Genomic DNA, 14,460 nt, shown 5'->3' on the forward strand with positions numbered 1-14,460 from the left:
GGCTTCGAGATGTCACTGCGGTGAGGAGGCTATCTTCATTCCCACTCGATCGTGCCCGGCGGCTTCGATGTCACGTCATAGACGACGCGGTTGATGCCGCGGACTTCGTTGATGATGCGGGTTGCGGCGCGGCCGAGGAAGTTCATGTCGTAGTGGTAGAAATCGGCGGTCATACCGTCGACGGAGGTGACGGCGCGCAGCGCGCAGACGAACTCGTAGGTGCGTCCGTCGCCCATGACACCGACCGTCTGGACCGGCAGAAGCACGGCAAAGGCCTGCCAGATCTTGTCGTAGAGGCCGGCCTTGCGGATTTCGTCGAGATAGATCGCGTCGGCTTCGCGCAGGATCTCCAACTTGTCGCGGGTGATGCCGCCCGGGCAGCGGATAGCAAGGCCCGGACCGGGGAAGGGATGGCGGCCGATGAAACTATCCGGCAAGCCGAGCTCGCGACCGAGCACGCGCACTTCGTCCTTGAACAGTTCGCGCAAGGGCTCGACGAGCTTCATGTTCATGCGCTCGGGCAGGCCGCCGACATTGTGGTGCGATTTGATCGTAACCGAGGGGCCGCCGGTGAAAGAAACGCTTTCGATGACGTCGGGATAGAGCGTGCCCTGGGCGAGGAATTCCGCGCCGCCGAGCTTCTTGGCCTCGTCCTCGAAGACTTCGATGAACAGGCGGCCGATGATCTTGCGCTTGGTTTCCGGATCCGAGACGCCTTCCAGCTCGCCGACGAAGCGGTCGACGGCGTCGACATGGATGAGGTGCAGATTGTAGTGCTCGCGGAACATGGCGACGACGTCGGCCGCCTCGTTCTTGCGCATCAGGCCATGGTCGACGAGGATGCAGGTGAGCTGCGCGCCGACGGCCTCATGGATGAGGAGGGCTGCAACCGACGAGTCGACGCCGCCCGACAGCGCGCAGATGACGCGCTTGTCGCCGACCTGCTCGCGGATGGCTTCCACGGCGCGGGCGCGGTAGGCCGACATCGACCAGTCGCCCTTGATGCCGGCGATCTTGTGCACGAAGTTCGACAAGAGCTTGGCGCCATCGGGCGTGTGCACCACTTCCGGGTGGAACATCGTCGTGTAGTAGCGCTTCGCCTCGTTGACGCAGATGGCGAAGGGGGCGTTTTCCGACGTGCCGATGATCTCGAAGCCTTCGGGCGCGACGGTGACGCGGTCGCCGTGGCTCATCCACACCGGATACTTGTTGCCGACGTCCCAGAAGCCGTCGAAGAGCGGGCTGGACTTCAAAATTTCCACATCGGCGCGGCCGAATTCACGGGCGTGGCCGCCCTCGACGGTGCCGCCGAGCTGGGTGGCGAGCGTCTGCTGGCCATAGCAGATGCCGAGGATCGGCAGGCCGGAATCGAAGACCACCTGCGGGGCGCGCGGGCTGCCCTGGTCGAGCACCGAGGCGGGGCCGCCGGAGAAGATGATCGCCTTCGGCTGCATGCGGTGGAAGGCTTCTTCCGCCGACTGGAAGGGGATGATCTCGCAATAGACGCCTGCTTCGCGCACGCGCCGCCCGATGAGCTGGGTCACCTGGCTGCCGAAATCGATGATGAGAACGCTGTCGGGATGAGCTGTCTGGGTCATGGCGAGCCTTTAAAGAATATCTCTTCGCCGCGCAACGGGGGATGGCCGGATTTTCAGCCGTTGCGTGCGATCGTCGACGAGGCGATGGCCGCTTCCAGCGTGTCGACGGCGGCGGCGAGCTTTTCGTCGATGACGTGGAGGTATTCCGTCCAGTCGCCGATATGGGTGAGTTCGGCCTTGCCGTCGGAAATGCCGCGAAGGCCGATGAGGGGAACGCCGAAGGCCTGGCAGGCGCGCAACGCGCCAAAGGTTTCCATCTCCACCATGTCGGCATCGATGCGGGCATAGCCGGCACCGGAGACGATGTTCGCACCTGTCGAGAGCCGTGCGGTTGGAATACCGGGAATGTGGATCGGCAGGGCAACCTCGACCGGCAGGTCGAGGAAGGGCGTCGCGCCTTTCGTGAAGCCGAGCGGAGAGGCATCCATGTCGCGATAGGAGACCGAGGTCGCCTGGTAGATTTCCGTCTGCTCCAGCGTTGCGGAGCCGGCTGAGCCAAGCGAAACGACATAGTCGGGTAGGTCGCCATCCGCCGCCAGATGACAAAGCGCCAGCGTCAGCTGCACGGCGGCTTCCACGGGGCCGACGCCGGTCATGAGCGGCGCGATGCGGGCCTTGAGATGCGGCCCATATTCGGGACTGGCGGCCATGACGTAGAGGATGCGCTTCGTACCGACGGTCTTGAGGGCGAAACTCATTCGGTAATGTCCTCGCGGCCGCGCACCACCATCATCGTGCTGGTCATCGAGGCGATGAGCTTTGCAGGGCCATCGGAAATGGCATAGCCGCGGCCGTCGGCGACGATGATGTTGGAGCCCGGCTTAGTGATCTCACCGCGGAACAGGAACCGTTCGCCGCGCCCCGGCGACATGAGGTTCACCTTGAATTCGATGGTCAGGATCGAGGCGTCCGCATCGATGACGGAATAGGCGGCGTAGCCGCAGGCCGTATCGAGGGCGGCGGAAATGACGCCGGCATGGAGGAAGCCGTGCTGCTGCGTGAGCTTCTCGTCAAAGGGCAACTCGATTTCCACGGTGCCGTGCTCGACGCGGGTGAGTTCCGCGCCGATCAGCGCCATGGCCGGCTGGCGGCCGAAACTTCTGGTGATGCGGCCGGCGAAGTCCGGCGGTGGAAAGCCTGTCATGATGCCCACATCTTTGCGGGCGCGCGGCCCTAAGGAACGGACCGACGTTTGCATGGTGCATGCTGCACTGCAAGCGGCTTTCAGTTCAGCGCGACAATTGCGCCGTTGAGCGCGGTCGCGAAGGCGACCCAGGCGAGGTAGGGCAGGAAGAGAAGCGCCGCCGTGCGGTCCTGCCGCCAAGACGCGATGATAAAGCCGCCGACGGTCACGAGAAGGCCGAGGATGACGATCAGGGCCGATGTTGGATCCTGAAGGCCGAAGAAGATCGGCGACCACGCGAAATTGAGGACGAGCTGGGCATACCAGAGCCGCATGGCCATAGAGCGGCGAAGCGATAGCCAGATGCGCGCGCCGACGACAGCAATCACGACATAGAGCACGCTCCAGACCGGGGCAAAAAGCCAGTTCGGCGGATTGAAGGACGGTTTGGCCAGAGACTGATACCAGTCGCCGGGCACATTGTTGGCGCCGATCAGAAGGCCACCGCCGAGAACGAGAATAAGGAAGGCGAGATAGACGAGGGGCTTGTTGTTCATGTGCCTGACCTAGTGCGCTTGCCGAAACCGTCCAGAGGCAATCAGGCCCGTGATTTCAGCGACGCGATATGCTGATCCCAGGCGACATCGTTGCGACGTCCGGCAAAATCTCCGTCATAGGAGGAGACGGCAAAGCCTTGCGGCGCGCTGGCGATGCCGGCGGCATCCGGGACGCTTTCATCGCGCAGGACCCCGCCGGTCTTCGCGTCGAGCACGACGAAACGGCCGCCATTCGGCGAGGTGAGGCCGACGAGACTTTCGCGGCGGTTGACGGCGATGGCGCCGACATAGTTGGCAAGGCCGATCGTGGTGTCCTCCGGCAGCGACAGGAAGGTCAAATCCTCGCCCTTGCCGAAATGGCCGACGAGCGGCGGCAGGTCGTTGCGCGGGCCTTCATACTGGCAGGCAAACCAGATGCGGCCCTTCTCGTCGAGATCGATATGGCGGGTGGAGAGCTGGCGCAGCTTTTCCGGGAGCGTGTGCCGCTCGACAAGTGCGCCGGTCTTCGCATCGATCAAGGCGAGCGAGGGCTCCATATGGTCGAGGTTGAGCTTGGTGCGGCCGAAATCCGGATGGGTCTCGATGCCACCGTTGGCGGCGATCAAAAGTGTGCCGTCGTCGCTGACCGAGAGGTCGTGCGTGCCGATGCCGTAGGTCTGGTATTCGCCGATGCGGCGATAATCGTCCCTTGCATCGTAAAGGCCGATGACGCCGCGATTGGCGTCGAAATCGTTCTCACTGGCGTAGAGCAGGCGTCCGTCGGGTGAAAAGCAGCCATGGCCGAAAAAATGGCGGTTTTCGGCGGCGGCGATGGTGACTGGCTGTTTTTGGCCGCCACGGTCGATCACCAGCGCGAAGGTGCCAGGACGTCGCGCGAAGGCGACGAGATGGTTCGTGGTGGGCGAAAAGGCCATGCCGTGGCTGCGGGCGGGCAGCGGCGTGCACTCGATCACGCCGCCGTCTTCGGCGAGCACCGCAGTGCCGAAGCTGCCGTCGGACGCCTTATAGCCGGAGGCGAAGACGGCTTCGGTGCGCGCCAGCGCAAAGGCGGCCTGTGGGGTGAGCGCTGCCGCCCAGGCTGCACCCGCCATGCGCAGGAAGGCGCGCCGGTCGAGAAGCGCGCTTTGGCCGCCCGCTTTGCGCATCAGTCGCCATCCGAGAAGGAGAAGCCGGAGCCGAGACCGATGGCGCCACCATAGCCGCCGTCGAAGGCGAGTATCAACTCGCGCGTGTTGACGAGCAGGAAGCTGATCTTCTGCTGCTCTTCCGGCGTGGACACCGCCTTCGCCATGTCGGGGTCGATGGTTGGGGTGATCCGGCGCAGCGACTTCAGGATGAAATCGATATTGCCGTTGACCGAGGCGATGCTGGGATCGATGAGGTCGCCCATGCCGGATTTGTCGAACAGGGTCTGAAGGCCTTCGAGATTGGCCGTAATCGACGTCCAGGTGTTGCCCGAGCGCCAGAAGACCGCCGATTTCGGCCGGGCGATGCCGCCATTGCGGTAGAAGGTCTCGATGCGCTGGTCGCGCACCGCCTCCGTGCCGTGAACGAGAATGCCGAGCAACGCCGTCATCGCCTCCTTGCTGGTTCGAAAGACGGGATTGTCGGGGCCGGGATGTTTCCAGTCCTTCTGCACGCCATCGGGCGCATCCCAGGCGGCGGCGAGTTGGCCAGCCGTCGTCTTGATATGGGTCGCGACGGCGGCGGCATAGCGGCAGCGGAAGGCGTTCGGCGCCTTTGCGACGGCGTCAGAACCAGTGCCGTAAAGCGCGAATTCGATGGCTCCAAAACCCTGAATCGCGACGCTCTTCCTGCCCATGGTCGCGGCGTCAGCATCCGCCTCATTTTCCTCCTGCAGCAGCGCCTGCACCTGCTTCAGGCCTGTGCCCTTGCGGTCGGGATAGAACAGGATGCGCTCGAAGCGGTTGTCATCGATGACGGGTCCGATGCGCACGATTTCGATGCGGCCCCAGTCCGTCACGGCTTGGCGGAAGGCGGCGTCAACGGCCTTGCGGCCCTCGTCCGAGGGCGCCTTGCAATAGGCATTCGTCATTTCGGCGAGCTTGCCCGCAGAGGCCTCGAAGGTGCGGTAGCCGGGACGGATCACGTCATCGACGGCGCGCGTCATGATGCCGGTGACGATCTCTTCGGTCAGCTCGGGCACGGCGGGCGCGCTGCCTTCCTGTGCAAAGGCTGGCAGGCTCGTCGCAAACATGAAGGCGGCGGCAAGCACGAAGCCGAACCGGAGGAAAGGCGGGCGCTGGGTCATCAGAGGCTCTCCAGGAATGTCAGAAGGGCGTCGCGGTCGTGTTTTTCCAGCGTGGCGAAGCGGTCGCGTGACTTCTGGCCCTCGCCGCCGTGCCACAGAATGGCCTCGGTGAGGGAGCGCGCGCGCCCGTCATGCAGGAAGAACGTATGGCCGTTGACGGTTTTTGTAAGCCCGATACCCCAGAGTGGCGGCGTGCGCCACTCCTGTCCGCTCGCCACTCCCACCTGTTGCCCGTCGGCAAGGCCTTCGCCCATGTCGTGCAGCAGAAAATCGGAATAGGGCCAGATGAGTTGGAAGGCCTGCGCTGCGTTGGCGGCATCGCGCCGGGTCACGAATTTCGGATGGTGGCAGGATACGCAGCCCGTCTCGTAGAACAGGCGCTTTCCCGCGAGCGTTTCCGCGAAGCTCGCCTTGCGCCGCGCCGGCACGGCGAGGTTTTCGGCGTAGAAGGTCACGAGGTCCATGACCGGCGGCGGCGCTTCCGCGTCACCAAGCCGCTTCTGGGCGCCGTCGGGGCGTTCGATGCAGGCGGTCTGCGCCGGCATGCAATCACCCTGGTGCAGCGGCACCTCCGGCGTCGAGATGCCAATATCGAAGGCGAAGGCGTCGGCACTCTGCTGGCGCACGGTGGCCGATTGCGCCTTCCAGCCGAAGCGCCCCAACGCCGGCTTTCCCGTTTTGGGATCGACGGCGATTGCCGCCTTGCCGCTGATGCCGTCTCCATTTGCATCGTCAGGGTCGGCCAGCGCGAGGATGTCCGCCGCATGGATGGCCTCGATAAGTCCGAGGCCGAGCATGGGCTGGGTGACGCGCGGCGAGAGCGTCGTCGTCGCGTCGAGTGTGCCATAGGCGAGGTCGGCGACGGAATAGGTCGGGCGACGCAAACGGACGACGTCGCCGCCGGCCAGCGTCACAGACTGTTCCGTATAGGCGATGACCATGCGGCCTTCGGCCTTGAGGCCGGTAATGGCCTGATCCTGCAACTGCCGTCCATAGGTCGGATCGGGCAAGCTCATTACTTGAAAGTTCTTCAGTGCCGCCGCTTCCTCGGGCGTTGCCGCCGGGCGGGCGAGGCGCAGAAACATCGAGGTGGCGTCCGCCGTGTCCTCGGGCGGATGGCCGCGACCGTCCTTGATGTGGCAGGACTGGCAGGAGCGGGCATTGTAGAGCGGCCCAAGCCCGTCGGAAGCCTGCGTGGAGGAGGGCGAGGAGACCCAGAGTTTCTGAAACAGCGCGTTGCCGAGCTTGAAGGTCTCGCGCTCCTTGAAGGTTATGTTTTCGGAAAAATGGGAGAAGCTGTTGCGGTCGATTTTCGCAAGCGAGGTCGCCGCACCGGCGGACATCGCTTCGTAGGGCTCGGCCTTGGAGAAATCCGTCGTCAGGGCCGTGATGGCCTGAACGCGTCTCAGGTCCTTGTCCGAGAGATCGTCGCGGCCGCGCGTCTGTGACTGCGCGCTCCCCAGAACGAAAACGCCTGCCGCGACGGTGAACGCGGCGGAAACCGCGAGCAGGCGACGGGCAGGGCGTTCTGTCATGTGAGGAAATCCGGGCCGCACCCCGAAAGGGAGGCGGCCCGCCTTCTTTCTTATTGGAAGACAGCTGTAGGATTATCCAAGCTATCGGAGCCTTCAAGCTCGATCTTGCCAAGATCCAGCGACCCGATGACGCGTTCGATCGTCTTGGTCTGGTCGATCAGGCTGTCAATGGCGGCCTGGACGACCTTGTTGCCGGCTTCGTTGCCTTCGCCGATCATCTGGTCATAGGCTTCGCCACCGTCGGCACGGTCCTTCAGCGCCTGAAAGGCGGCGTGGCTCGCGTTGAGCTTGGCTTTCATCTCCGTGTCGAGTGCTGCGTCCTTTTCCGCGACGAGCTCCGAAAGCGACGGGCCAGTCAGCTTCGAGCCGTCAGGGCGGGTATATTCGCCCGTATAGACGGTCTGGATGCCGGCGACGTCATAGTAATGCGAGTTGTGCGTGTTGTCGGAGAAGCAATCCTGCTCTTCTTCCGGATCATGCAGCAAGAGGCCGAGCTTCATGCGCTCGCCGGCGAGTTCCCCGTAGGAGAGCGAGCCCATGCCGGTCAGCATGGCGGTGATGCCGGCCTTCGGATCGGCCGTCACGTTCTTGGTGGCGTCGCCATCGGCGGCCCAAGCCTTTACCATCTCTTCCAGATCGGTGACGAGCAGCGACGTCGCGGCCTTCAGATAGGCGGCGCGGCGGTCGCAATTGCCGTTGGTGCACCTGTCTTTGTCGTAGTCGGTCGCCGGGCGGTTGCCCGCACCCGGACCGGTGCCGTTCAGGTCCTGGCCCCAAAGCAGGAATTCGATGGCGTGGTAGCCGGTCGCGACGTTCGCATCGACTTCGCCTGCTTCGTGCAGTTCCTGCAGCACGGCGGGCGTGATCGTCGTCGCGTCGATCGTCTTGCCGGCGATCTCCAGCTTCGGATTGGCGATGACATTGCCGACAAATAGCGCGTTCTCGTCGCTTTCCGTGCCGTAGCTCGCGTCGACATAGTCGATCAGGCCTTCGTCGAGCGGCCAGGCGTTCACCTTGCCTTCCCAATCGTCGACGATCGGGTTGCCGAAGCGATAGGCTTCCGTCTGCTGGTAGGGCACGCGCGCCTTTAGCCACGCCTCGCGCGCCGCCTTAAGCGTTTCGTCGCTCGGCTTGGCGATGAGCGCGTCGACCGCCGCATCGAGGGCCTTGGCCGCGTCAAGTGTGTCGGAAAATTTGGCATGGGCGATTTCGGCATAGTGCTTGACGATCGCAGCCGGATCGGCTGCCGCATGGGCGGAGCCGATCGCAAGGCTCGACGTCGCGGCAGCAAGCACGAAGGCGGCCGCGCGAAGGAAGGAAGTGGTCATGACGTCTCCTGGTGTCCTGTTTGGCGTGTCCCCCCGACACCGGGCATCGCAAGAAAAGCGACCGACCGGGTGAGCCGGCATGAAGCCGGGCCGGGTTTATTCAGGCCTTGGTGTCATGGACCAAATAAAAACTGGTGTCAAAGTGTATAGTTTAGAACGATTTCAAGGTGTTTCCCGATGCTTGACAGATCACAAGGCGTCAAGCCTTCCGACCCATCGCGCAGAAGAAGAAACCGTCCGTATCGGTCGAGGCCGGGGTCAGCGTCACGGTCTTGCCGTCGCGTGAGCGCGGCTGCGGTTTTCCGCTGCCGAACAGGCTCTGCCAGGTGTCCGATGCCGAGAGGATCTCGAAGTCGGGATTGGCCTGGCAGAAGCCATGGACCTGCTCCTCGTTTTCCTGCGGCAGGATCGAACAGGTAACATAGAGCAGAAAACCGCCGGGGCGCACGAAGGCGCTGGCATTGGCTAGCGCTTCCTGCTGCTGGCTGATGCGCTCTTCCAGGTTCTTCTCGGTGAGGCGCCATTTGGTGTCGGGACGGCGGCGCCAGGTGCCGGTGCCGGTGCAGGGCGCATCGACCAGCACGCGGTCGAAACGGCCCTTGAGCGGCGCCAGGCTCGACAGGCTCTCGTGGACCTGCACATTGCGCGTGCCGGCGCGCTTCAGCCGCTCGATGATCGGGGCGAGGCGCTTGCGGTCGGTGTCGTAGGCGTGCACCTGACCCTTGTTGTTCATCGCAGCCGCCATGGCGAGCGTCTTGCCGCCGCCGCCCGCGCAGAAATCGAGCACCTGCTCGCCCTCCTGCGGCACGACGAGATCGGCGACGATCTGCGATCCCTCGTCCTGCACCTCGAACCAGCCCTTCTGGAAGGCGAGATCGGCGGTGACATTGGGCAGGCGGGACGGCCCTTCGCCGGCGGGAATGCGGATGCCCTGGCGGGCGATGGTGGAGGTAACGGCGGCGTTGCGCTCCAGAGCCTTCAGCACCTTGTCGCGGCTTGCCTTGAGCGTGTTGGCACGCAGGTCCAGCGTCGGCCGGTCGGCCAGCGCCTTGGCTTCCGCCAGCCAGTCGTCCGAAAAGTTCGCCTCGAAGGCCGGCTGGATCCAGTCCGGGATGTCGCCCTGCACATGCGGGGCGGCGGAGTCGAGATTGCGGGCGCGGAATGCGGCGAGCCTCTCTTCAGACGGTGCCTCCGGCGCAAACCGGTCGCCTTCGAACTCGGCGGCGAGCGCCTCGGGCGAAAGGCCCCATTGGCGCAGCAGTACGGCATAACCGAGGGCCGTCGGGCTGTCATCGTCCATCAGGAAGGCGTGCGACAGTTTCATGCGCAGCGCGTCATAGACGATGTTGCCGATCGCGGCGCGGTCGCCGGAGCCGGCGAACCGATGGGCGAGGCCCCAGTCCTTGAGCGCATCGGCGACCGGGCGCCGCCGCGTCTCGATATCCGAGAGAACCTCGATGGCTCCCGAGAGCCGCCCACCCAATCGCATCCGTTTACTCCGTTTTGCGTCGTGGTAGCGGCGGAACGCGCCGAGAGCAAGCCGGCGCCCTCAGATTTGGGGATGGATCAGCCGATGACTTCGTAACAGATCTTGGCATGGCCGGCGCCGATCATGCCGATGTTGGACGCGGCAGCCTTGGAGAGATCGAGCACGCGACCGCGGATGAACGGGCCTCGGTCGTTGATGCGCACCACGACGCTGCGGCCGTTGTTGGAATTGGTGACTTTCAGCTTGGTGCCGAAGCGCAGGCTGCGATGCGCGGCCGTCAACAGGTTCGGATTCATGCGCTCGCCGGAGGCGGTGCGCGAGTGCAGCGCATACCAGGAAGCGCGACCGCAACCGGCGGCCTGGGCATCGGAAAAGGAAACGAAGGAAGAGGAGGCGGCGACGAGAGAGGCGAGCGCCAGGCTGGAGAACTTTGACAGCATGTATCGTGTGACCCTTACGGCGAGTTGCGGAAATCCCCTTTGATTGATCGCCCTATGAGGAAGCAAAAATGGCGAAAACGTGCCTCAACCGGCCACACTTGCTGTCGAAGTGCTGCCGGATATACAGTCCATCGCCCACGATGGATTTTTAATCTTCGTTAACGGGGTAAAAAAGAATCTTGCGAATCAGTGACTAAACTCATTCGACTTGTCGCGTGAAATGGTCGCGCAACATTTCCGCAAATTTTCGGAAAAAACTTTCAATATTAGCAATTACTACGCAGGAATTCGGCGGCAAAAATAGGGCAGATAAATTTATGGTTGTGCGAAATCGCAAAAGCGGCCTTTGCCGGCCACACGCCGGCTAGCCCCGCCAGCGCCCGGAAGCCTTGAGCTCGGCGAGCGACTGACGGTAGTTCGGGAAGCGGAATCCGAAGCCGGCAGCCTTGAGCTTGGCGTTCGAGACACGCTTGTTCTCCCCGTAGAAAGACCGCGCCATGGGAGAAAGTTCCGCCGCCTCGAAAGGAATATCGGGCGGTGTGGGCAGGTCCATCAGGCGGGCAGCTTCGGCCACCACGTCCTGCGGCGGACCGGGTTCGTCGTCGGTGATGTTCCAGACGCCGCCGAGACGGTTCTCTGACAGGAACAGCGCGGAGCCGCCGATGTCCTCGACGCGGATGCGGTTGAACACCTGGTCCTTCTTGATCAGGCGGCGGGCGCTGCCCTCTTCCACGTTGCGCAGCGCATTGCGGCCCGGCCCGTAGATGCCGGCAAGCCGCAGCACGGCGACGGGGATGCCGGAGGCCTCCCCGAAGGCCAGCCAATGGTTCTCCGCCTCGACGCGCTCGACGGAGCGGGCGGAGACCGGGTTCAGCGCCGTCTCCTCGTCCACCCAGGCGCCCTTGTGGTCCCCATAGACGCCGACGGTGGAGAGATAGCCGGCCCATTCGAGCTTCGGCATCAGGGCCGAGAGGGCCGGGCTGCCGGCGCGAAACAGCGGATCGCCGTCCTTGCCCGGTGCGATGGACTGCACGACATGTGTGGCGCGCGCCATGTCGGCTGCAAGATCGGCGGAAATCGTGCTGCCGTCGAAGACGATGGGGTTTATGCCGAGGGCGTGCAAGCTTTCGGCCTTCTCCGGGGAGCGCGTGGTGCCGGAAACCGAGAAGCCGGCCGCCTTGAAAACCTCACCAATGGCCTTGCCGGAAAAACCGGCGCCAAGGATCAGGAGGTGTTTCGTCATGGGGTGGCCCTCGCTCTCTCATATTCCGCGCGCACATCCGCGTCCGCGTCGTCAGTCCTTCCTGCCGCAAATCGTGCGAATTCGGAAGCGTCCATCAGCCGGGAAAGCGCCCATGCGGCCATGCCGCGCACCACGGGGGATGCATCGTCGGCAAGGTTGATGCATTGCGCGATCAGGCCGCGGTCGCCGGAATTGCCGGCGGCGATCAGCACGTTGCGCACGAAGCGGTCGCGACCGATGCGCTTGACCGGCGAGCCGGAGAAATGGGCGCGGAAGCCGGGATCGTCGAAGGTCAGGAGATCGGCGAGCGCGGGCGTCTTCAGGTCGTCTCGGGCGACAAGCTTCATTTCGGAGGCCGCTGCTGCGAACTTGTTCCACGGGCAGGCGGCAAGGCAATCGTCGCAGCCATAGATGCGGTTGCCGATCTTCTCACGGATCGCGGGATCGATCGTACCCTTATGCTCGATGGTCAGGTAGGAGATGCAGCGGCGCGCATCGATCTTGTAGGGCGCGGGGAAGGCATCGGTTGGACAGGCGTCGAGGCAGGCGCGGCAGGAGCCGCAATGGTCGCGCTCCGGCTCGTCCTTATAGAGGTCGGCGGTGGTGAAGAGGCTGCCGAGGAAGAGCCAGGAGCCATGCGTGCGGCTGACGAGATTGGTATGCTTGCCCTGCCAGCCGAGCCCGGCGGCGGCGGCGAGCGGCTTTTCCATGACGGGTGCCGTATCGACGAAGACTTTGACATCCGCCCCGCCGCGCGCGGCAAAGCGGGTGGCCAGTTCCTTCAACCGGCCCTTGATGATGTCGTGATAGTCGCGGTTTTGCGCATAGACGGAGATCGCCGCCCGATCCGGCTTTTCCAGCACCGCGCGCGGGTCGTGCTCGGGACCGTAATTCATGGCGAAGAGAACGATGGAGCGCACGTCGCTCCACAGCACGCGCGGATCGGCGCGGCGCGCTTGCGTCTCCGCCATCCACTCCATCGTGCCGTGATAGCCGTTGGAAAGGAAATCGGCGAGGCGGGCCGGGGCCTGCGGAATGGAGTCAGGCCCGGTGATGCGACAAAGATCAAAGCCCTTGTCGGCCGCTTCCGCCTTGATGAAATCGGTCAGGCGGCGCCGGATCTTTTCGTCGCCCGACATGGCCGCGTCCTCAGAAGTCGAGGTCCGCGTAGTGCGAGACGGGGGTGACGCCGCGCACGCGCTCGGCCAGCAGCGGCCGGAAGGACGGGCGCGACTTCAGCCGCTGATACCAGTCCTTGGCCTGCGGCGCATCCGTCCAGTTGATCTCGCCCATATAGTCGAGCACCGAAAGACAGGCCGCGGCGGCAAGGTCGGCGTAGCTGAGACGATCTCCGGCGAGATAGGTGCGCGAGCCGGCAAGCCACGAGAGATACTTCATGTGCTGGCGGATATTGGCGCGCGAATTGCGCAGCACCTTGCTGTCGGGCGGGCCGCCGCCCTGGTCCGAGGTCATCTGCAGCTTGAAGATCCGCTCGCGGACCAGGGGGCGCGTCACATCCTGTTCCATCTTCTGCAGGAACCATTCCGTCAGGCGGCGGATCTCGGCGCGCTGGAAGGGATCTTCCGCCAGAAGACGGCGGTCGCGCTTCAGAACACCATGCGTCTCGTCGAGATATTCCGAGATGATGCTGGCGCCGCAGAGCGCGCGCATGCTGTCATCGACATAGACGGGCAGCGTGCCGGCCGGGTTCAGCGCCAGGAAATCGCGCCGGTTTTCCCAGGGCTGCTCCTCGGCAAGCTCCGTCTGGAACCCGTATTCCGCGAGGATCAGGCGGACGAAGCGGGAGGCGGCGGACATCGGGTGATGATAAAGTGTGGGCATTCGGGCTGCTTTGCTGGTCTTGCGGAAGGAGCTTTGCCGGGCCGGTCGCTTCGTTGGGAGCTGATTTGGTCACGGCTGATTTGACGAACCTATAGAAATTTGGTGGTACAAACACAAGCGAATCGGGCTTTTTGCCGTACGCCTGCTTCGTATCATGCCTTCCTTTCCCAATTCCCAAGGAACCTTCATGGCAGACCAATCCATCGTCAGCGCCCTCATTCTCGGCCTTATCGAGGGCCTGACCGAATTCATCCCGGTGTCTTCCACCGCCCATGTCGTGCTGGCGCAGCATTTTCTAGGCTTCAAGTCGCCTGGCAACGCCTTCGCCGTCCTGATCCAGCTCGGGGCCATCCTCGCCATTCTCTCGGTGTATTTCTCCAAGCTCCTGGGTATCGCCCTTTCGCTGCCGTCGAGCCCGCAGTCGCGCCGCTTCGTGCTTTCCATTCTTCTTGCATTTCTGCCGGCGGCCATTATCGGCGCGCTCGCGCATGATTTCATCAAGACGGTGCTGTTCGAAACGCCGATGCTGATCTGCATTGTCCTGATCGTCGGTGGCGTCATTCTTTATGTGGTGGACCGCTTGCCGCTCACGCCGCGTTATACGGATGTCATGCAGTATCCGCCGTCGCTGGCGCTGAAGATCGGCCTTTGCCAGTGCCTTGCCATGATCCCCGGCACCTCGCGCTCGGGCGCGACCATCGCGGGCGCCTTGCTGATGGGCACCGACAAGCGCTCGGCTGCGGAATTCTCGTTCTTCCTGGCAATGCCCACCATGGTCGGCGCCTTCGCGCTCGATCTCTACAAGAACCGCGATGCGCTTTCGTCCGATGACTTACTCGTCATCGGCGTCGGCTTCATCGCCGCCTTCGCGGCGGGCCTCTTCGTCGTGCGTTCGCTGCTCGACTTCGTGTCGCGCCGCGGCTTCACGCTGTTCGCCGTCTGGCGCATCATCGTGGGCACGCTGGGCCTGATCGCCCTTCTGATCTGGGGTTGAAAGACCGGCTTCGGCCGGTCACTTCAGACTGGCCGGGGC

14 protein-coding genes are annotated in these 14,460 nt (G+C 63.9%); 1 reads left to right on the plus strand and 13 read right to left on the minus strand.

Features of this window, described 5'->3' with window-relative positions:
* Window positions 1–35: 35 nt before the first annotated feature.
* From guaA to D0Y60_RS05425, 13 genes are all read right to left on the minus strand, one after another.
* Entirely contained in the window at window positions 36–1,598 is a 1,563-nt protein-coding gene (guaA, locus tag D0Y60_RS05365) for a glutamine-hydrolyzing GMP synthase (RefSeq protein ID WP_117367563.1), read from the minus strand.
* Window positions 1,599–1,651: 53 nt separating this feature from the next.
* Window positions 1,652–2,296 carry a 5'-methylthioadenosine/S-adenosylhomocysteine nucleosidase gene (locus D0Y60_RS05370; protein ID WP_117367565.1) on the minus strand — a complete coding sequence of 215 codons (645 nt, stop codon included), beginning with the start codon at window positions 2,294–2,296 and terminating at the stop codon, window positions 1,652–1,654.
* Window positions 2,293–2,742 (minus strand): PaaI family thioesterase, encoded by a 450-nt coding sequence (locus D0Y60_RS05375; protein WP_117368392.1) that lies wholly within the window; start codon window positions 2,740–2,742, stop codon window positions 2,293–2,295. The genes D0Y60_RS05370 and D0Y60_RS05375 overlap by 4 nt, the downstream gene beginning before the upstream one ends.
* An 80-nt stretch (window positions 2,743–2,822) precedes the next feature.
* On the minus strand, window positions 2,823–3,278 hold the full coding sequence (locus D0Y60_RS05380; protein WP_117367567.1) for a TspO/MBR family protein: 456 nt from the start codon (window positions 3,276–3,278) through the stop codon (window positions 2,823–2,825).
* A 41-nt stretch (window positions 3,279–3,319) separates the two neighbouring features.
* The gene (locus D0Y60_RS05385) at window positions 3,320–4,423 is read right to left on the minus strand and encodes a DUF1513 domain-containing protein (RefSeq protein WP_117367569.1); all 1,104 of its coding nucleotides are present in this window, start codon (window positions 4,421–4,423) and stop codon (window positions 3,320–3,322) included.
* A complete protein-coding gene (locus D0Y60_RS05390) occupies window positions 4,423–5,550 on the minus strand; it encodes an imelysin family protein (protein WP_117367571.1) in 1,128 nt (375 codons plus the stop codon). Before D0Y60_RS05390 ends, D0Y60_RS05385 begins: the two co-directional genes overlap by 1 nt.
* Window positions 5,550–7,085 (minus strand): di-heme oxidoredictase family protein, encoded by a 1,536-nt coding sequence (locus D0Y60_RS05395; protein WP_117367573.1) that lies wholly within the window; start codon window positions 7,083–7,085, stop codon window positions 5,550–5,552. The genes D0Y60_RS05390 and D0Y60_RS05395 overlap by 1 nt, the downstream gene beginning before the upstream one ends.
* 50 nt (window positions 7,086–7,135) lie before the next feature.
* Window positions 7,136–8,413: an imelysin family protein gene (locus D0Y60_RS05400; RefSeq protein ID WP_117367575.1), complete on the minus strand. Its 1,278-nt coding sequence runs from the start codon at window positions 8,411–8,413 to the stop codon at window positions 7,136–7,138.
* 199 nt (window positions 8,414–8,612) lie between these two features.
* Complete coding sequence (locus tag D0Y60_RS05405; RefSeq protein ID WP_117367577.1) at window positions 8,613–9,902, minus strand: RsmB/NOP family class I SAM-dependent RNA methyltransferase; 1,290 nt, start codon at window positions 9,900–9,902, stop codon at window positions 8,613–8,615.
* A 77-nt stretch (window positions 9,903–9,979) separates the two neighbouring features.
* Window positions 9,980–10,342: a septal ring lytic transglycosylase RlpA family protein gene (locus tag D0Y60_RS05410; protein ID WP_117367579.1), complete on the minus strand. Its 363-nt coding sequence runs from the start codon at window positions 10,340–10,342 to the stop codon at window positions 9,980–9,982.
* A 364-nt stretch (window positions 10,343–10,706) separates the two neighbouring features.
* Window positions 10,707–11,585: an SDR family oxidoreductase gene (locus D0Y60_RS05415; protein ID WP_117367581.1), complete on the minus strand. Its 879-nt coding sequence runs from the start codon at window positions 11,583–11,585 to the stop codon at window positions 10,707–10,709.
* Window positions 11,582–12,724: a tRNA epoxyqueuosine(34) reductase QueG gene (gene queG / locus D0Y60_RS05420; protein ID WP_117367583.1), complete on the minus strand. Its 1,143-nt coding sequence runs from the start codon at window positions 12,722–12,724 to the stop codon at window positions 11,582–11,584. Before queG ends, D0Y60_RS05415 begins: the two co-directional genes overlap by 4 nt.
* A gap of 10 nt (window positions 12,725–12,734) precedes the next feature.
* Window positions 12,735–13,427, minus strand: a complete 693-nt coding sequence (locus D0Y60_RS05425; protein ID WP_117367585.1) for a glutathione S-transferase family protein — start codon at window positions 13,425–13,427, stop codon at window positions 12,735–12,737.
* Window positions 13,428–13,614: 187 nt separating this feature from the next.
* Between D0Y60_RS05425 and D0Y60_RS05430 the strand changes: the two genes are divergently transcribed.
* Entirely contained in the window at window positions 13,615–14,421 is an 807-nt protein-coding gene (locus D0Y60_RS05430; protein WP_117367587.1) for an undecaprenyl-diphosphate phosphatase, read from the plus strand.
* Window positions 14,422–14,460 lie beyond the last annotated feature (39 nt).

It is taken from the genome of Shinella sp. WSJ-2 (assembly GCF_003432075.1).
Classification (GTDB): domain Bacteria; phylum Pseudomonadota; class Alphaproteobacteria; order Rhizobiales; family Rhizobiaceae; genus Shinella.